This is a genomic window from Hydrogenophaga flava NBRC 102514 (assembly GCF_001571145.1).
GTDB classification, from domain to species: Bacteria; Pseudomonadota; Gammaproteobacteria; order Burkholderiales; family Burkholderiaceae_C; genus Hydrogenophaga; species Hydrogenophaga flava.
This window is the reverse complement of record NZ_BCTF01000005.1, coordinates 126,773-144,808: the sequence shown is the minus strand read 5'-3', so window position 1 is coordinate 144,808 and position 18,036 is coordinate 126,773. Positions and strand designations below refer to the sequence as shown.

The 18,036-nt window shown below is 69.6% G+C and carries 16 protein-coding genes; 9 read left to right on the top strand and 7 right to left on the bottom strand.

The annotated features are described in order from the left end of the window. Positions 1 to 12: 12 nt before the first annotated feature. Together HFL01S_RS06710 and HFL01S_RS06705 are read left to right on the top strand one after the other, a co-directional pair. Complete coding sequence (locus HFL01S_RS06710; RefSeq protein ID WP_066256431.1) at positions 13 to 2,283, top strand: DUF5682 family protein; 2,271 nt, start codon at positions 13 to 15, stop codon at positions 2,281 to 2,283. Next, positions 2,280 to 3,488 carry a vWA domain-containing protein gene (locus HFL01S_RS06705; RefSeq protein WP_066256430.1) on the top strand — a complete coding sequence of 403 codons (1,209 nt, stop codon included), beginning with the start codon at positions 2,280 to 2,282 and terminating at the stop codon, positions 3,486 to 3,488. Before HFL01S_RS06710 ends, HFL01S_RS06705 begins: the two co-directional genes overlap by 4 nt. A gap of 37 nt (positions 3,489 to 3,525) precedes the next feature. Here HFL01S_RS06705 and HFL01S_RS06700 read toward each other — a convergent pair whose 3' ends face one another. Further along, a complete protein-coding gene (locus HFL01S_RS06700) occupies positions 3,526 to 4,944 on the bottom strand; it encodes an FAD-dependent oxidoreductase (protein ID WP_066256429.1) in 1,419 nt (472 codons plus the stop codon). A 14-nt stretch (positions 4,945 to 4,958) separates the two neighbouring features. Next, positions 4,959 to 5,348 (bottom strand): c-type cytochrome, encoded by a 390-nt coding sequence (locus tag HFL01S_RS06695; RefSeq protein WP_084383128.1) that lies wholly within the window; start codon positions 5,346 to 5,348, stop codon positions 4,959 to 4,961. Positions 5,349 to 5,506: 158 nt separating this feature from the next. Between HFL01S_RS06695 and HFL01S_RS06690 the strand changes: the two genes are divergently transcribed. Beyond that, positions 5,507 to 6,358: a heme-dependent oxidative N-demethylase subunit alpha family protein gene (locus HFL01S_RS06690; RefSeq protein WP_157538781.1), complete on the top strand. Its 852-nt coding sequence runs from the start codon at positions 5,507 to 5,509 to the stop codon at positions 6,356 to 6,358. On the opposite strand, the gene HFL01S_RS06685 is transcribed toward HFL01S_RS06690, so the two are convergent. From HFL01S_RS06685 to HFL01S_RS06675, 3 genes are all read right to left on the bottom strand, one after another. Beyond that, the gene (locus tag HFL01S_RS06685; protein ID WP_066256421.1) at positions 6,345 to 6,674 is read right to left on the bottom strand and encodes a YegP family protein; all 330 of its coding nucleotides are present in this window, start codon (positions 6,672 to 6,674) and stop codon (positions 6,345 to 6,347) included. The genes HFL01S_RS06690 and HFL01S_RS06685 overlap by 14 nt on opposite strands. A gap of 187 nt (positions 6,675 to 6,861) precedes the next feature. Then, positions 6,862 to 7,197 carry a hypothetical protein gene (locus HFL01S_RS06680; protein ID WP_066256420.1) on the bottom strand — a complete coding sequence of 112 codons (336 nt, stop codon included), beginning with the start codon at positions 7,195 to 7,197 and terminating at the stop codon, positions 6,862 to 6,864. Between the two features lie 89 nt (positions 7,198 to 7,286). Beyond that, complete coding sequence (locus tag HFL01S_RS06675; protein ID WP_066256417.1) at positions 7,287 to 8,258, bottom strand: helix-turn-helix transcriptional regulator; 972 nt, start codon at positions 8,256 to 8,258, stop codon at positions 7,287 to 7,289. A gap of 94 nt (positions 8,259 to 8,352) precedes the next feature. Between HFL01S_RS06675 and HFL01S_RS06670 the strand changes: the two genes are divergently transcribed. Then, on the top strand, positions 8,353 to 9,003 hold the full coding sequence (locus tag HFL01S_RS06670; RefSeq protein WP_066256415.1) for a LysE family translocator: 651 nt from the start codon (positions 8,353 to 8,355) through the stop codon (positions 9,001 to 9,003). A gap of 19 nt (positions 9,004 to 9,022) precedes the next feature. On the opposite strand, the gene HFL01S_RS06665 is transcribed toward HFL01S_RS06670, so the two are convergent. Beyond that, positions 9,023 to 9,823 (bottom strand): putative signal transducing protein, encoded by an 801-nt coding sequence (locus HFL01S_RS06665; protein WP_066256412.1) that lies wholly within the window; start codon positions 9,821 to 9,823, stop codon positions 9,023 to 9,025. A gap of 103 nt (positions 9,824 to 9,926) precedes the next feature. On the opposite strand from HFL01S_RS06665, the gene HFL01S_RS06660 reads away from it, so the two are divergent. Beyond that, on the top strand, positions 9,927 to 10,427 hold the full coding sequence (locus HFL01S_RS06660; RefSeq protein ID WP_066256410.1) for an acyl-CoA thioesterase: 501 nt from the start codon (positions 9,927 to 9,929) through the stop codon (positions 10,425 to 10,427). On the opposite strand, the gene HFL01S_RS06655 is transcribed toward HFL01S_RS06660, so the two are convergent. Beyond that, positions 10,411 to 11,361, bottom strand: coding sequence for a LysR family transcriptional regulator (locus tag HFL01S_RS06655; RefSeq protein ID WP_066256407.1), 951 nt, complete (start codon positions 11,359 to 11,361; stop codon positions 10,411 to 10,413). The two genes, HFL01S_RS06660 and HFL01S_RS06655, sit on opposite strands and share 17 nt — an antisense overlap. 214 nt (positions 11,362 to 11,575) lie before the next feature. Here HFL01S_RS06655 and HFL01S_RS06650 point away from each other — a divergent pair, with 214 nt between their 5' ends. The 4 genes from HFL01S_RS06650 to HFL01S_RS06635 are packed head-to-tail and all read left to right on the top strand — an operon-like array spanning position 11,576 to position 18,035. Continuing rightward, the gene (locus HFL01S_RS06650; protein WP_066256403.1) at positions 11,576 to 13,240 is read left to right on the top strand and encodes a DUF1302 domain-containing protein; all 1,665 of its coding nucleotides are present in this window, start codon (positions 11,576 to 11,578) and stop codon (positions 13,238 to 13,240) included. Positions 13,241 to 13,254: 14 nt separating this feature from the next. Beyond that, positions 13,255 to 14,601, top strand: a complete 1,347-nt coding sequence (locus HFL01S_RS06645) for a DUF1329 domain-containing protein (RefSeq protein ID WP_066256401.1) — start codon at positions 13,255 to 13,257, stop codon at positions 14,599 to 14,601. A gap of 12 nt (positions 14,602 to 14,613) precedes the next feature. Beyond that, the gene (locus HFL01S_RS06640; RefSeq protein WP_066256399.1) at positions 14,614 to 15,651 is read left to right on the top strand and encodes a WD40/YVTN/BNR-like repeat-containing protein; all 1,038 of its coding nucleotides are present in this window, start codon (positions 14,614 to 14,616) and stop codon (positions 15,649 to 15,651) included. Further along, positions 15,648 to 18,035: an efflux RND transporter permease subunit gene (locus HFL01S_RS06635; RefSeq protein WP_066256397.1), complete on the top strand. Its 2,388-nt coding sequence runs from the start codon at positions 15,648 to 15,650 to the stop codon at positions 18,033 to 18,035. The genes HFL01S_RS06640 and HFL01S_RS06635 overlap by 4 nt, the downstream gene beginning before the upstream one ends. Position 18,036: the final 1 nt, after the last annotated feature.

The window sequence follows — 18,036 nt, the reverse complement described above, 5'->3', positions numbered from 1 at the left end:
ACCTTGTCCACGATGAGTTCCTTGCACTACTTCGGCGTGCGCCACCACGGCCCCGGCTGCGCGCGCAGCCTGCGCGAGGCGCTGCATGCCTTGCAGCCGGACTGTGTGCTGATCGAGGGGCCGCCCGAGGCCGATGCCCTGGTGTCGCTGTCCATCGCCGAAGACATGCAGCCACCGGTGGCGCTGCTGAGCTACTGCCCCGACGAACCCGGGTTCGCGGTCTACCACCCCTTTGCCGAGTTCTCTCCCGAGTGGCAGGCCATGCAATGGGCTGCACGGGCGGGCGTTCCGCTGCGGTTCATCGATCTGCCACGCGCCATTGAGTTCGGCTTGGACAAGGCGCGCAGGGAGGCGGACGCCGAAGCTCCGGCCGCAGCTGGTGAGGTAGAGCCTTCCGAAGAAGACCCGGTGGCTGCCGACGACGACCCGCTGTCCTGGCTGGCCCGGGCGGCGGGCTTTGAAGACGGTGAGGCGTGGTGGAACCACCTCATCGAGGAACGGAGCGAGGCCGGGTCGCTGTTTCCGGCGATCAACGAGGCCATGGTCGCGTTGCGGCAGGAACTGGGCGATCCCGCGCGCGGCGCCGATCGGGCGCAACGCGAGCGGTTGCGTGAGGCGCACATGCGCCAGTGCATCCGCGCGGCACAGAAAGAAGGCTTCGAGCGCATCGCCGTGGTCTGTGGCGCCTGGCACCTGGCCGGGTTGCAGGCTGACATCAAGGCGCGCGACGATGCCGCGCTGCTCAAGGCCCTTCCCAAGCTCAAGGTCCAGGCCACCTGGGTGCCGTGGAGCCATCGCCACCTCACCCGCGCCAGTGGCTACGGCGCGGGCATCCACTCGCCTGGCTGGTACGAACATCTCTGGCGCCATCCGGGTCTGCCCTTGGCGCGGGCCTCGGCCTGGCTGGCGCGAATCGCCCGGCTCATGCGCGAGCGGGATCTGGATTGCTCCTCGGCCCACCTCATCGAGGCCACCCGGCTGGCCGAAGCGCTGGCCGCCATGAGAGGTCGCCCGGCGCCCAGCCTCGAAGAGTTGCAGGAAGCCACCCGCGCCGTGTTCTCCATGGGCGACGACGCGGTGCTGAGCTTCATCCGCGACGAGTTGCTGGTTGGCGACCGCCTGGGCCAGGTGCCCGCCAGCGTGCCCACGGTGCCGCTGCAGCGCGATCTGGAGCGGGCCCAGAAATCCTTGCGGCTGAAGCCCGAGGCCTTGCAGAAGACGCTCGACCTCGATCTGCGCCAGCCCACCGATCTCGCCCGCAGCCAGTTGCTGCACCGCCTGAACCTGCTGGACATCCCCTGGGGTGCCGTGGCCACCGTGGGCCGCTCGGCGCGCGGAAGTTTTCATGAGGTCTGGCGCTTGCAGTGGCAGCCGGAGTTTGCCTTGCGCGTCATCGAGGCCAGCCGCTGGGGACAGACCATTGCGCAGGCGGCGTCGGCGCGGGCGGTGGACCGCTGCGCGGGTTTGCAGCGGCTGGATGAGCTGGCGCGGATGGTGGACGATGCCTTGCTGGCCGATCTGGCGCCGGCGGTGGACGCCGCGACGCGCGCGCTGCAGGACCGGGCGGCGGTGAGCGGTGACACGGGGCAGCTGCTGTCGGCCTTGCCGCCGCTGGCCAACGTGTTCCGTTACGGCAACGTGCGTGGCACCGATGCGGCGCTGGTGGCGCAGGTGCTCGATGGCCTCATCGTGCGCGCGGCGATCGGCCTGCCGCTGGCGGCGAGCGCCCTGGACGAAGACGCTGCGAACGCCTTGCGGGAGAGCATGCTCGCGGCGCACCAGGCCATAGGCCTGCGCGACAGCGCGGAGCAGACCCGTGTATGGCAGCGCGCGTTGCTGCAGCTGGCCGAGATGGTGGGTGTGCATCCGCTGCTGCAGGGCCTCTGTCGGCGCCTGCTGCTCGACGCCGGCGTCAGCAGCACCGACGACGTCGCGAGCGCCATGTCCCTGCACCTCTCCCGTGGCGCCGATCCGGCGAAGGCCGCTGCCTGGCTCGATGGCTTTCTCAACCGCAACGCCACGGTCCTGCTGCACGATGCTTCGGCGTGGGGGCTGCTGGACACATGGCTGTCGTCGCTCAGCGAGGACCACTTCCTGGGTGTGCTGCCTCTGCTGCGGCGCAGCTTCAGCGCGTTCGAATCCAGCGAACGGCACGAGCTTGCGCAGCGTGCCAGCCACGGCACGACCGCCAGGCCGGTGACCACCGAGCTGGGCGAATGGGATGCTGCACGGGCGCTGCTGCCCCTGCCGCTGTTGCGTCAACTGATGGGACTCGGCGCATGAACGAACACCAACCGTCCGGTGTGGCCCCCGTCTCCGAAGCCGATCGCCTGCGCCGCTGGCGCCTGGTGCTCGGGCAGGAGGCCGATCAGGCGTGTGGCCCGCTGTCGGGCGAACTCAGGGAGATGGACCGCGCCCTGTCGGCCCTGTACGACCCCACGGGGCCGGGTGGACTGGGCACCCGGTCCCGTGCGGGAGGGCGAGAAGGTTCGTCCCCCAGCGTGGCGCGCTGGCTGGGCGACATACGCCAGTACTTTCCCGGCTCGGTCGTGCAGGTCATGCAGCGTGACGCGCTGGAGCGGTTGAACATGCGCGACATGCTGCTGGAGCCCGAGATGCTCAAGAGCATGCAGCCCGATGTGCATCTGGTGGCCAACCTGATTGCGCTGTCGAAGGTGATCCCGGCCAAGACACGGGACACCGCACGCATGGTGGTGCGCAACGTGGTGGACGCCTTGCTCGCCAGGCTCGAAGAGCCCATGCGCTCGGCCGTCAGCGGCGCACTCGATCGCAGCCAGCGCAACCGGCGGCCACGGCACAACGAGATCGACTGGAACCGCACCATCCGCGCCAACCTGCGGCATTGGCAGCCCGACTTCCGGACCATCGTGCCACAGACCCTGCATGGGTACGGTCGCAAGGCGCGCAAGCCGCAGCGCGAGGTGGTGCTCTGCATCGACCAGAGCGGCTCCATGGCGGCCTCGGTGGTTTACTCCAGCATCTTTGGCGCCGTGATGGCTTCGCTGCCGGCGGTGTCCACCCGGCTGGTGGTGTTCGACACCGCGGTGGTCGACCTCAGCGAACAGCTGGACGACCCCGTCGACCTGCTGTTCGGTGTGCAGCTGGGCGGCGGCACGGACATCAACGGCGCCGTCTCCTACTGCCAGAGCATCATCCGGGAGCCGCGCAACGCGATTCTGGTGCTGATCTCCGACCTGTACGAAGGCGGGGTGGAGGCCCAGTTGCTGCGGCGGGCCAACGAGCTGATCGAGAGCGGGGTGCAGTTCATCACCCTGCTGGCTCTCAGCGACGAAGGCGCACCCAGCTACGACCACGCGCTGGCCGCCAAGCTCGCGGCGCTGGGCGTGCCCAGCTTCGCCTGCACGCCCGATGCCTTCCCCGGCCTGATGGCCGCCGCCATTCGCCGCGACGACATCCACGCCTGGGCCGCCACCCAGGGCATGGTCACCAGCCCCAAGTCGCGCTGACGAGGGCTTGAGGCGCGCAGGGCGGGTGCCTGGGTCGTCAGGCGGTGGTGTCTTTCATCAAGGTGGTGAACCAGGTGCCCATGTCCTTGAAGTTGTCCTGGCTGACCGACGCGGCCTCGGTGGCGGTGGCCGCCACGCCATTGACCACCGTCTGACCACCGCTGCTGGAGATCTTCATGCGCCGGTCGACCGGGTCGTACTGGTAGACCGCTGTGAGCCACGAGGCGCTGCTGGCGGTGATGGGCGAATAGCAGGCCGAGTTGGCCACCGGCTGCGGATCGGGCTGTGCGCCCGTCATCAGCCGCACGATCGCGTCGGCGCAGATCTTGGCTTCCTGGTTGGCCACGTGGCCGGCCTTGGGCAGGCCGCACGACGAGGCGTCGCCAATGACGTGGATGCCTTCGGCGCCCACCAGCGTGGACTCGTAGCTCAGCACATTGACCATCGCCCAGCGGCCGTCGGCGCTGTTGTTCAGGCCGGCCTGCGCCAGCCAGCCGCCGGTCTCGCTGCCCGCCGCGCGGTGCGGCACGATTGGATTGACCACCTTGGCGTTGATCACCTGGGTGCCACCGACGGCATCGACGTAGGTCACCACCTTGGTGGCCGGATCGATCTGGATACCAGTGACGTTCGGGATGTAGCGGATCACGCTGGCGTGCAGCCCGGCGAACGCGGCCTCGAAGGTGTGGCGCTCGGCCTGGACGTTGGCGTTCTCGTCGAGCACGATCACCTGGCAGTTGCCGCGACCGGAGGTCTTGAGGTGGTCGGCGACCACGCAGGCGCGTTCGTACGGCCCCGGCGGGCAGCGGTAGGGCGCCTTGGGAATGGTCATCACGAAGATGTCCTGGTCCTGCATGGCCGTGATCTGCTGGCGCAGCAGCGTGGTCTGGGCGCCGCCGCGCCAGGCGTGGGGCGTGCGTGTGTCGTAGTCCGCCTGCGTGAGGCCGTAGGCGTCGTCGAAGCTGATGCCCGGCGCCAGCACGAGCCGGTCGTAGCCCAGGCTGCTGCCGTCGGACAGCGTGAGCGAACGGGCTTGCCGGTTGATCGCCGCCAGGCTGCCGGCTTTTGAGACGACGCCGTAGCGACGGACCAGGGCTTCCCGGCTGTACTGCAGGCCGGCGATTGTGCGGCTGCCGTTGAGCACGAGGTTGCTCATGATGCTGGAGGTGTAGAGCGCGTCGGGCTCGACCAGGGTGACCTCCAGGCCCTTGCCGCCCCACAGCCGCAGGTACTTGGCCGCGGTCATCCCGGCCATGCCGCCGCCCACCACCACCACCTTTTTGCCGGTGATGGAGGTGGTGGCCAGCGGGGCCGTGGAGGTGTTGGGTCGTCTGGATGGTTTGCGCTGGTCATCGGCCCGACCCGCCAGCGGGACCAGACCGGCGGCCAGGCCGCCCGCGGCCACCGCCATCCATTGGCGGCGCGAGAGATCGCTCGTGATCTTGAAGGTGTTCATGGAGGTCTCCCGGTTCATTGCTGGAGGTAGGCGATGATCTTTTGCAGCTGCGCGGGCGTGTAGCCCTGGGCGTGCGCGGCCATGATGTCTTTGCTCGCGGTCTTGGTGAGGAACTCGGTGATCTCCTCGGCCTCGCCGCCCCGGATGCTGTCGAACCCGCCGGTGCCGTTGGTGCCGTGACACTGGAAGCAGTTGGAGGCCAGCAAGCGCCCCTCGGTGCTGGCCGCGGTGGTGGCGGCGGGTGCCGCTGTGCTGGAAAGGGCTTTGGTGGTGGACAGGGACGGGCTGGATTTGGTCGTGGCCGCGGGGTCGTCCCCGCTGCCGCCGCCGCAGGCGGCCAGGACGGCGCAGGCGGCCACAGCCACCCACAGGGCGCCTCTCCCGTGCTCAACTTGGGTTTTCATCGCTTCTCCTGTTGTTCGTCTTGCGCGACTTGCGCTAGGTGAGGCTAGGCCCGGGGCGCTTAAATAACCTTATAGAGGACGTGGATTTGAGTAACAGGTGTTTCAAGCCTATTTCCGCATGTCTTGATGAAAGGAGCGCCGTTGTGCACGACACCGCAGTGACCACTCCCACCGCCGGGATGCCCTGGCCCGTGGCCAGCCCGTTTCGCATGCGGCCGGGTCTCGCGCGCCTGAGCCCCGCGACCGAGGCGCCGCCATCGCCGCTGTTCGTGCGGGACGGGCTGGCGTCTGTCTACGCCGCCCACAAGCGGGCGGTGCTGCAGACCCAACACAGCTTGTCACACATCGGCCAGGCCGACCCGGCGGTGCTGCAGGCCATCGCCCAGGCCTACGCTGTGCAGACCGGTGTCGGCATTGCAGCGGATGCGCGCGCCCTGGCAGAAGACCTGCAGGAAGACTTCGTGGTCCTGCACGACGAGCCGGGCGACGGCTTCCGGGCGCGTTTCCTCTCGGTGTGTTTCCCCTCGAACTGGAATCCGGCCGAGAAGCTGGGCCTGGACTTCACAGCCATCCACGCCCCGGTGGCCGACAACGCGCTGCTGCAGGCGGGCGCGCGCGGCATCGTCGACATGGCCTTTCGCCAGGCGCCGATGCTGCGCCACGTCTGGCTGCTCACGCCCAACGGCGACCTGGCCCAGCACCCCGAGACGCGCCGCGCCCGCTGGGAGGACGCGCTCGCCGCGGCCGACGCACCGGGCGCCACAGGCCGCCTGATCGATCAGGTGTTCTTCCGCGTCGAACGCCAGACCACGCTGCCGCTGCCCGCGCTGCAGCGGGGCGTGTTCTTCATCCGCGTGATGGTCGCGCCGCTGGTGGAGGTGCTGGCCGTGGCGCCCGGGCGGGCGGCCGAACTGGCCGAGGCGCTGGCCTCGATGAGCGAGGCCGTGGTGGCCTACCGCGGCATGGCCGCGGTGCGCGAGCGGCTCTGCGCCGAACTCAGGCCTTCTTGACCGTCGTGCTCGGACCGTTGGTCTGGACCGATTGGATGCCGTTGTCGCGGCCCGCGGCGTCCTTGTACATCTGGCTGGTGCCGATGACCTGGTGGTTGCCGGCCTTGAGGTTGAAGTAGCAGCGGCCGTCGGACGCGTCCTTGCGCTCGTAGCGGGCCTCCTGCGGGCTGTTGGTCTGGACGGACTTGATGCCGTTCTCGGCCGACGCCTGGGTGTCGTACTGCTCGCTGCGCAGGATCACCTCGCCGTTGCCGGCCTTCAGGACGAAGGAGAACGTGCCTTTGTCGTTCGAAGAGAGTTCGTACCAGCCTGCCATGTCAGCTCCTTGAAGTGAGAGAGAGAAGGGGATGTGCCGAAGCGGGCCCATCGTAGGCCGGGCACGCGGCGCTGGGAAGACGGTGGGCGGCCGACCGTGACATCCGCCCGCCGGTTGTGGCGGGGATGGACCACGGTCACGCTGGAGGCCCGCGTGCGCGACCACCTGGCCTGGAGGCCGGGGCGCGTCAGGCGCGCTCGTCGAACAGCGTGCCGAGCATCTCCTGCTCGGTCTTCACGACCTTGAGATTGGCGGCGAAGCTGTAGAGCGCCATCTTGCCCCCGACCAGGTCGTCGGCCAGGTGGCCCAGGTCACCGCCTTCGCCCGCGGCGCGGTCCTCCCGCTCGACGCGCGCGCTCACGCCGCCCGAATCGGGGTGGGCCGTCTGCACGACCTGCTGGCGCAGGAAGTCGGGCGTCTGCGCGTTGGCGATCTTGTGAGCGCCCACGTCCAGCCGCAGCTGCGCGGCGCGCATGCCGCTCAGGCCGATGGCGGAGGCAGAGGAACCGATGGTCGTGGTCATGGCGGGGTGGGGGTGTGGCCGGGCGCAATGGCCCAAGCAAGCTATCGGCGTGCGAGCCGGAAACTGTAGGGGCGGCCGCATCCCCGCCATCACGGGGCGTGTGCGTAGCGCTCCCGCACCGCCGCCAGTTCCTCCTGCACCCGCTGCCGCAGGGCCGGTGGCGCCAGCACCTCCACCTCGCTCCCGTAGGACAGCAGGCGGCGCGCACCATGGTCCAGCGATTCGACGGGCAGTTGCACCGTGGTCCAGTCCGGTCGTGACGTCGCACCCGCCGCCGCGTCCGGCACAAAGGGGTGGCGTTCGTTGCGCAGCCATTCCAGCGCCCGCGGCGAGACACTGACCACCGCCTGCAGCGGCCGCAGATCGGACTCGAAGCGCCGGATCGAGGCCTCCCAGTACGCGGCCAGGTCGAATTGGCGCGGACGCCGGAACCGGGAGGGCAGCGGGCGCAGGGACTTCACCGCCGAGATCCGGTAGGTGCGGACCGTGTCCTGTCCGCTGGTGCGCGCCGCCAGGTACCAGGTGCCGGCCTTCATCACCAGGCCCAGCGGTTCCAGCTCGCGCTCGTCCGTGCCGCGCCAGCTTTCGTAGCACACCGCGACGCGCTGCGCGTTCCACACCGCGTTGGCCAGCGTGCGCAGGTGTTCGGGCGCTTCGCTGCGGCGGTACCAGTCCACCGGATCGATGTGCAGCCGCGCGCCCACGCGGTCGGCCTGCTGCCGCCATTCCGCCGGCAGGGACGCGACCATCTTCAGCCGGGCCGACGCGGCCGCGCGACCCAGGCCCAGGTCGGTGGCCGCTGCCGGCAGACCCGCCAGCAGCAGGGCCTGGGACTCGGACTCGGTCAGGCCCGTGAGCTTCGTGCTCCAGCCTTCGCTCAACTGGAAACCGCCGGTCCGCCCTGGTTCGCCCCAGACCGGCACGCCGGCCGCCGACAGCTGGTCGATGTCGCGCAGGATGGTGCGGGGCGACACCTCCAGCATGCGCGCCAGCGCGGGCGCCGTCAGCCGGCCGTGCGACTGCAGCAGCATCAGGATCGAGAGCAGTCGGCTCGCTTGCATGGTGGAGAGGGATCGTGCGGTCTAAAACATGACATTAGTTGGCATGGTATGCGGCGCAGCATGCGTCTGTCATCCACCACCACCACGCTGTTCCATGGACACCCTGCTTCTCTCCGATCCCTCGCACCTCTGGCTGTTCTTTGTGCTGGTGCTGGGCATCATCGCCTTGCCGGGCATGGACATGGCGTTCGTTCTGGGCTCCACGCTGGTCGACGGCCGGCGTGGCGGCGCGGCTGCGCTGGCGGGGATCGTCGCGGGCGGGGTGGCGCACACGGCCATGGCGGCCCTGGGCGTGGGCCTGATGCTGCAGGCGGTGCCCGCCCTGTTCAGGTTGATGCTGGTGGGCGGCGCGCTGTACCTGGGCTGGATCGGCTGGTCGCTGGTGCGCGGCGCGTCGGCGCTGGGCGAGGTCCAGGCCGACCGGTCGCGCCCGGCCGCGACCACCTTCCGTCAGGGGCTGCTGACCTGTCTGCTCAACCCCAAGGCCTACCTGTTCATGGTGGCGGTCTTTCCCCAGTTCGCAGGCCCCGAGCACGGGCCGATGCTGGCGCAGGCGGTGGCCATGGGCACGATCATCCCGGCCACGCAGGCGGCGGTGTACGGCGCGGTGGTGTTCGGTGCGGCCCGTGCCCGGGAGGTCCTGCGCGGCAGCGGCCGCGCGCAGGTCCTGGCCGGGCGGACGGTGGGGTTCGTGCTGTTCGGCGGCGCGCTGTGGATGCTCGGGCAAGGGCTGGTGGCCGCCTGAGGCAGCGGCGCACCCAGCCTCAGGAGGGTGGCGCCAGCCGCTCGGTGCGGGTGAGCTGCCCCAGGGGGTTGTAGTGTTCCCGGATGTCGAGCACACCGTCCAGATCGGCATCGCGGTCGACATGGTCCAGCCGGCCCAGCCGGTAGACGTCGATGCGGGTGGGGCGGCCCGAGCGCGGTTCGAGGTACTGCGTGGTGGCGAGCACACCAAAGGCAAAGGTGCTGACCGAATCGATCAGGCTGTCGCCGTCGGTGTCGACTTCTTCGGTCTGCGCCTGGTTGGCCCGGAAACGGGTGAGGGTTTCAAACACGCCGTCGAAGTCGCCGTCGCCCTCGGCCGACGTCAGCTCGCCCTGCGCGTCGTACCGGTAGACCAGGTCCATGCGACCGTCGAAATTGCGGTCGAACTCACCGCCCACCGCGAAGTTGGCCGCCGAATACGTCCAGCGCTCGTCGACCCGCCCGTCGCGGTTGTGGTCGAACTCGTTCTGGCCGACCGGCACATGCAGCCAGGCCCAGCAGAGACCGGCACCCACCACCAGGCCGCCGAGTCCCCAGCGCCAGGACGCGCGGGTCGCCGCAGCGTTCGCCCGCGGCAGCGGATCGCTCACCTGGTTGGCCTCCCAGCGCTCTATCGCGGCCCGGGCACGCTCGAAATCCGCCTCATCGACATCGAGCCGCACCAGCCCCGCCGCTGGCAGCTCACCCATGGCGCCTGGAAGGTAGCTCCCCATCACCTGCGCCGCGACGCCTTCCTGCCGGAGCACGTCGGCCAGCATGTGGGCTTCCAGGGCGTTGGCGGCTTCGTAGACTGTTTTCATGCCGCGACTCTATCGAACACCCGTCGACCTGCCAGCCAACTGGCAGCCAGAACTGGCACGATCACGGCTTCGCCCCATTGCCACCGCCACCCGAGAGACTTCCATGGAACTCCCCGCCCACCAGCTGAGCATGACCGTGCTCATGACGCCCGACACCGCCAACTTCTCCGGCAACGTGCACGGCGGCACCATCCTCAAGCTGCTCGACCAGGTGGCCTACGCCTGCGCCAGCCGCTACGCGGCCACCTATGTGGTCACGCTCAGCGTCGACCAGGTGATGTTCCGCCAGCCGATCCATGTCGGCGAACTGGTGACCTTCCTGGCCTCGGTCAACCACACCGGCACCTCGTCGATGGAGATCGGCATCAAGGTGATCGCCGAGGACATCCGCACCCAGGTCAAGCGCCACGTCAACAGCTGTTTCTTCACCATGGTCGCGGTGGACGAGGACCGCAAGCCCACGGCCGTGCCGCCGCTGCGGCCCTTCACACCCGACGAGCGCCGCCGACACGAAGGGGCGGAGCTGCGCAAGGCGATGCGGCGAGAGATGGAGCAGCGCTTCGCCGCGATCCGCTCGCAGGAACACGCTAGCGGGGCGGCGTAGGCAGCGTGGCCGGCTCGCCAGGGCAGGGCCCCATGCCGGCCGCGGCCTCGCGCAGCAGGTCGCGCAGCCAGATCAGACCCGGGTCGCGGCGGCGGTACTTGTGCCACTGCATGGACTGCTGCAGCTTCTTCATCGACAACGGCACCGGCCGCAGTGCAATGGGCAGCGTGCCCTGCAGCAGCTGCGCCAGCCGTGCGTGCGAGGTGGCGATCAGGTCGGTGCCGACCACGAGGTGCAGCATCGCGCTGAAGTTGTAGGTGGTGAGGCCGATTTCGCGGCTCAGGCCGTGGTCGTTTGCCAGCCAGGTGTCGAACACCGGCAGGCCGCCGTCGGCCGGGACCATCGCGACGTGGCGCGCCTGCAGGTAGCGCTGCATCGTCAGCTCTTCCTGCGCCAGCGGGCTGTCCTGCCAGACCACGCAGACGAAACGGTCGTCGAACAGCGGGTCCAGCGGGTGGTCCGGTGAGCAGAAGTTCGACGGAATGATCAGCAGGTCGGCCTCGCCGCGCTCCAGGCTGCGGTGGGGCTGGCCCACCTGCTGCTTGAAGTTGAAGCGCACCCGGCTGCCGCGCTGGTGGGCCAGCGCCAACATCCCGGGCATCAGCACCTCCATCGAGTAGTCGGACACGAACAGCGTGAACTCGCGCTCCGACTCGGTCGGGTCGAAGGCGGGCCGCGCCGCGACGGTGGTGTCGATGCGCACCAGCACGTCGCGCACCGCCTCGTGCAGCAGTTCGGCGCGCGGCGTCAGCTCCATGCGGCCACCGACCTGCACCAGCAGATCGTCGTCGAAATACTGGCGCAGCCGCGAGAGCGCGTTGCTCATCGTGGACTGGCTCAGGAACACGCGTTCGCCCGCCCGTGTGACGTTTCTTTCGGTCAGCAGGGCGTCGAGTGCGACGAGCAGGTTGAGGTCGAGTTTCTTGAATCGCATGGTCGGCCGGTGGCGCAGTGTGCCTCAGGCCAGGGGGGCTCCGGTGGGCCCCAACAGGGGCTCCAAGGGTTTGCCCTGATATTTCAAAAGTGGATGGAAAGGATCGGAACAATCCATTTCACAGGGTATTGCCGGCTCCATAAAGTCGCGGCTCGTTTGATCTGGATCAAGTGGTCCAGGTCGGCGACAGCCCACGACAACAAGGAGACAAGCCATGCCGAATCGAGCGAATGCCCGGCCCGCCGCCCCGCGCCGGGCGCACGGATGCCGCACCCTCACGCCCCTGCTGCTCGCCCTGCTGGCCGCCCCCGCGGCCCAGGCGATCGAGATCGACACGGGGAACCCCGACTGGACCCTGCGCTGGGACAACACCGTCAAGTACAGCCTGATGCAGCGCCTGAAGGACGCCTCGCCCACGCTGTCCGCGCAGGTGCCGCTGACCGTCAACCAGGACGACGGCGACAACAACTTCAAGAAGGGCCTGGTCTCCAACCGGCTGGACCTGCTGACCGAGCTGGACCTGGCCGGCCCGGGCTACGGCGCCCGCGTCAGCGGCGCGGCCTGGTACGACAGCGTCTACAACGGCAAGACCGACAACACCGGCTTCACCGCCAACCACCGGCCCGGCACCGCGTTCGCCCCCGAGACCCGCGACCTCATGGGCCGCAAGGGCGAGCTGCTTGACGCTTTCGTCTACGGCAAGTTCGACCTGGGTGACCGCCCCGCCTCGGCCCGCCTGGGCCGCCACACCCTGCTCTGGGGCGAGAGCCTGTTCTTCGGTGCCAACGGCATCGCCGGCGGCCAGGCGCCGCTGGACCTGATCAAGCTGCTGTCGGTGCCCAACGCCACCTTCAAGGAGGTCGCCATGCCCACCGGCAAGCTCTCCGGCCAGGTGCAGCTGACGCCCGACGTGTCGCTGGGTGCCTACCTGGCCTACGAGTGGGAGAAGACCCGCCTGATGCCGGCGGGCGCCTACCTCTCCAGCAGCGATTCCCTGGGCCCCGGCGCCGAGCGCATCCTGGCCGGCCCCACCGCCAGCTTCGAGCGCCAGCCCGACCTGGACGCCAAGGACAGCGGGCAGGGCGGTGTGCAGCTGCGCTTCCGTGCGCCCTCGCTCGACACCGACTTCGGCCTCTACGCCATCCGCTACCACGCCACCACGCCCAGCAACATCAACACCGTGCTCAACGGCGTGCCGCCCGCGCTGGTGCCCAGCAGCTACCGCTGGATGTACCACGAGGGCGTGCGCGCCTTCGGCGCCAGCTTCGCCAAGTCGGTCGGCGAGTGGGGGCTGGCGGGCGAGGTCTCGGTGCGTCAGAACACGCCGCTGGCCAGCGCGGGCCAGGCCTCGCTCGCGACCATCCGCGTCAACACCGGCCTGAACAACAACAGCAACCCGGGCTACGCCGTGGGCGAGACGGCGCACGCCCAGGTCTCGTGGATCGCGTCCCTGGGCCCGTCGTTCCTGTCGCGTGAAGCCTCGTTCGTGGGCGAGGTGGCCTGGAACACGCGGCTGAAGGTCACGCGCAACGAGCAGATGCTCAACCCCAATGCCGACAAGTCGGCCGTGGCCACGCGCCTGGTGTTCTCGCCCAGCTACCGCCAGGTGCTGCCGGGCCTGGACCTCTCGCCCACGATCGGCCTGGGCTACGCCAAGGGCAAGTCCTCGGCCGTGGGGCCGGGCTTCGGCGTGGACGGCGGTGGCGATCTGAGCCTGGGGCTCAACGCCGTCTACCTCGGGGCCTGGAACCTGGCCATCAACTACGTGCACTTCCTGGGCAAGGCCGCCCCCACGCTGGACGCCGCCAACAACGCCGTGTACCGGCAGGCGCTGAAAGACCGGAACTACCTGACCGTGTCGCTGCGCACCACCTTCTGACTGAGGAGACCACCATGAAACAACCGCAACTGTGGACAGCGGCTGCGCTGCTGCTCGCCCTGGGCATGGCCCAGGCCGGCGTGACCGCCCAGGAGGCCGCGCGCCTCAAGACCGACCTGACCCCCCTGGGCGCCGAACGCGCCGGCAACAAGGACGGCAGCATCCCGGCCTGGACCGGGGGCTACACCACCCCCATCCCCGGCTTCAAGAACGGCGGCCGCCGGGGCGACCCGTTTGCGAACGAGAAGCCGCTCTACAGCATCACGGCCGCCAACATGGCCGAGCACGCGGCCAAGCTGACCGAGGGCACCCAGGCCCTGCTCAAGAAGTACCCGCAGACCTTCCGCGTCGACGTCTACAAGACCCACCGCACCGCGGCGGCGCCGCAATGGGTCTACGACAACACCTTCAAGAACGCCACCAGCGCCAAGATCGAAGGCGGGGTCGTCACCGGCGCCTTCGGCGGCATTCCCTTCCCGGTGCCCAAGACCGGCGAAGAGGTCATGGCCAACCACGAGCTGCACTGGCGCGGCGAGGCCTGGCAGGCCGACTTCCGCGGCTACCTGGGCACGGCCAGCGGCCAGCGGGTGCTCTCCGTTGAAGGGCGCGGCGACTTCCAGATGCCGTACTACGCCAACGGCGAGGCCGACAAGTTCGGCGGCGACTACTGGATGGTCCGACTGCTCAACAGCGGCCCGCCGGTGCGGGCAGGCGAGGCCATCACCGGCCGCCAGAACCTGGACCAGGGCAAGAGCGCTTCCTGGGTCTACCTGACCGGCCAGCGCCGCGTGCGCAAGTTGCCCAACGCCTGCTGCGACACGCCCACCCCGGCCAGCGCGGGCGTGGCCAGCTTCGACGAGATCGACGTGTTCGCCGGCCGCAGCGACGGCTTCGACTGGAAGATCGTCGGCAAGCAGGAGATGCTGATCCCCTACAACAGCAACCGCCTGCACACCCCGACCAAGGACAGCGACGTGCTGCTGGCCAACCACCTGAACCCGGACCACGTGCGCTGGGAGCTGCACCGCGTCTATGTGGTGGAGGCCACGCTCAAGGCCGGCCAGCGCCACCAGGCGCCCAAGAGCCGCTACTACGTGGACGAGGACACCTGGGTGGCCGTGCTGGGTGACCGCTGGGACGCCAAGGGCCAGCTGTGGAAGACCCTCTGGTCGCACCCGGTGGTAATGCCCGATTTGCCGGCCACCACGCCGCAGCAGCAATGGGGCTTCAACGACCTGATCTCGGGCGCCTGGTACGCCAGCGGCGTGGTCAACGAGCGCAACCAGCACTACAAGATCGTGCCGCGCCGTCCGGACAGCTTCTTCACCCCCGACGCCATGGCCGGCGACGGCGTGCGCTGAGCGGGAAGCACCATGCGTCTGTCACTTCTCCTGGCCGCGGTGTGCGCGGCGACCGGTGCGGGCCCCGCGCTGGCCCGCTCGCCGGTGGGCGACGCGCTGCAGCGCCCGGCCCTGGTGGTCAAGGCGCCGCAGCGGGCCGTGCTGCTGGCGGCGGCCCAAGCCGGTGCCCGCACCGTGGCGGTGGGTGAGCGCGGCATCGTGGCCCTGAGCGACGACCGCGGCGCCACCTGGCGCCAGGCGCCCAGCCCGGTGAGCGTGACGCTGACCATGGTGCGCTTTGCCGACGAGCAACACGGCGTGGCGGTGGGCCACGGCGGCACGGTGCTGACCTCTGACGACGCGGGCGCCAGCTGGCGCCTGCGTCTGGACGGCCGGCGCCTGGCCGAGATCGCCAAGGCGGCGGCCACCACCCCCGAAGCGCAGCGGGACGCCGAGCGCCTGCTGGCCGACGGACCCGACAAGCCCTTCCTGGACGTGCTGCAGTGGGACGCGAAGCGCCTGCTCGCCGTGGGTGCCTACGGGCTCGCCTTCTACAGCGACGACGGCGGCGAGCGCTGGACGCCCTGGATGGACCGCCTGCCCAACCCCAAGGCCCTGCACTGGTACGTGGCCCGGCGCGCGGGCGACACCTTGCTGCTGGCCGGCGAGCAGGGCCTGCTGGCCCGCTCGCTGGACGGCGGCCGCAGCTTTCAACCCATGCATTCACCCTACGCGGGCAGCTGGTTCGCCGGCGAGCTTCGAGCCGACGGCCAGACCGTGCTGGCGGGCCTGCGCGGCAACGTGTGGCGTTCCACCGATGGCGGCACCCAGTGGACCCAGCTGGCCTCGCCGGTGCCGGCCACCATCACCGCCATGGCGGTGGACGCCAGCGGCGGCCTGCTGCTGGCCAGCCAGGCTGGCGCGGTGCTGCGCCTGCAGGGCGACGCGCTGGTGCCGCTGAAGGCGCCCCCGGTGCCCATGCCCTCGGCCTTGCTGCCGCTGCAGGGCGGACCGCTGCTCACGCTGGGCGTGGCCGGCGTGGTGCCTGTCGATGCAGGAGCACTTCAATGAACGCCCACGCATTCGACCCCCGCTCGGGCTCGCTGATCGAGCGCGCGCTGTTCAACCACCGCGGCGTCGTGCTGCTGCTGTGCGCGCTGGTCACGCTGCTGCTGGGCTGGCAGGCCACGCGGCTGCAGCTCAACGCCAGCTTCGAGAAGACCATCCCCACCAGCCACCCCTACATCCAGAACTATCTGACGCACCAGAACGAGCTGAGCGGTCTGGGCAACGCAGTGCGCATCGCGGTGGCCCGCCCCGAAGGCAGCATCTACGACGCGAAGTACCTCGACACCCTGCGCCGCCTCTCCGACGAGGTGTTCCTGCTGCCCGGCGTGGACCGTGCGCGCATGAAATCGCTCTGGACGCCGACCACGCGCTGGGTCGGCGTGACGGAAGACGGCCTGGAAGGCGGGCCGGTCATCCCCGCCGGCTTCGACGGCTCGCCGGCCAAGCTGCAGCAGCTGGCCGCCAACGTGGCGCGCTCGGGCGAGATCGGGCAGACCGTGGCGCGCGACGCGCAGTCGTCGGTGATCTTCGTGCCGCTGCTGGCCAAAGACGCCGAGGGCCAGGCCATCGACTACGCGCGGCTCTCGGGCCAGCTCGACGCGCTGCGCACGAAGTACGAGGCCGAAGGCGTGCGCGTGCACATCACCGGCTTTGCCAAGATCGTGGGCGACCTGATCGACGGCGTGAAGGCGGTGCTGGTGTTCTTCGCCATCGCCGTGGCCATCGCCACCGCCATGGTGTTCTGGTACACGCGCTGCGTGCGCTCCACGCTGCTGGTGGTGGTCGCCTCGCTGATCGCGGTGGTGTGGCAGCTGGGCCTGCTGCCGCTGCTGGGCTACGCGCTGGACCCGTACTCCATCCTCGTGCCCTTCCTGGTGTTCGCCATCGGCATGAGCCACGGCGCACAGAAGATGAACGGCATCATGCAGGACGTGGGCCGCGGGCTGCCCAAGCTGGTGGCCGCGCGCTTCACCTTCCGCCGCCTGTTCCTGGCCGGGCTCACGGCCCTGCTGGCCGACGCGGTGGGTTTCGCGGTGCTGCTGGTGATCGACATCCAGGTGATCCGCGAACTGGCGGTTGCGGCCTCCATCGGCGTGGCGGTGCTGATCTTCACCAACCTGATCCTGCTGCCCATCCTGCTGAGCTACACCGGCGTGAGCGCCCAGGCGGCCACGCGCAGCCTGCGCGCCGAGCAGGCCGATGCCACCGGCGCGGCCAAGCACCCGATGTGGGCCTTCCTCGACCGCTTCACCCAGCGCCCCTGGGCGACGGTGGCGGTGGTGGCCGGCTTGCTGATGGGCGTGGGCGGTTTTGCCGCGAGCACGCAGCTCAAGATCGGCGACCTCGACCCCGGCGCGCCCGAGCTGCGGGCCGACAGCCGCTACAACCGCGACGTCGCCTTCATGAACGCCGCCTACGGCGCCGGCAGCGACGTGCTGGCCGTGATGGTCAAGACACCCGAGGGCCAGTGCTCGGCCTACGACACGCTCAACAAGGTGGACGCGCTGGAGTGGGAGCTGCGCCAGATCGATGGCGTGGAAAGCACCAACACCCTGGCGCTGCTCAACCGCCGCGTGCTCTCGGGCTTGAACGAAGGCAACCCGCGCTGGTACGAGTTCCTGCCCAACCAGGACATGCTCAACACCGTCACGGCCAGCGCGCCGCGCGGTCTGTACAACGATGCCTGCGGCCTGCTGACGGTCTACGTCTACCTGCGCGACCACAAGGCCGACACGCTCAGCCGCGTGGTGGAACACGTCGAGGCCTTTGCCCAGGTCAACAACACCGCCGACACGCAGTTCCTGCTGGCCGCCGGTTCGGCCGGCATCGAGGCCGCCACCAACATCGTCGTCAAGGACGCCTGGCGCACCATGCTGCTCATGGTCTACGGCGCCGTGGTGCTGCTGTGCTTCATCACCTTCCGCTCCTGGCGCGCGGTGGTGGTGGCGGTGCTGCCGCTGGTGGTGACCTCGTTCCTGGCCGAGGCGCTGATGGTGGCGCTGGGCATGGGCGTGAAGGTGGCCACGCTGCCGGTGATCGCGCTGGGCGTGGGCATCGGCGTCGACTACGCGCTCTACATCCTGTCCATCACCCTGGCCCAGCTGCGCGAAGGCAAGAGCCTGTCCGAGGCCTATTACCGCGCCCTGCTGTTCACCGGCAAGGTGGTGATGCTGACCGGCGTCACGCTGGCCGTGGGCGTCATCACCTGGGTCGCATCGCCCATCAAGTTCCAGGCCGACATGGGCCTGCTGCTGGCCTTCATGTTCCTCTGGAACATGCTCGGCGCCCTCGTGCTGCTGCCCGCGCTCGCGCACTTCCTGCTGCGGCCTGCGCCGCTGCGCGCCGCCGCGTCCGCTCCCCTTTCCAACCCCCTCCCAGCCCACTGAT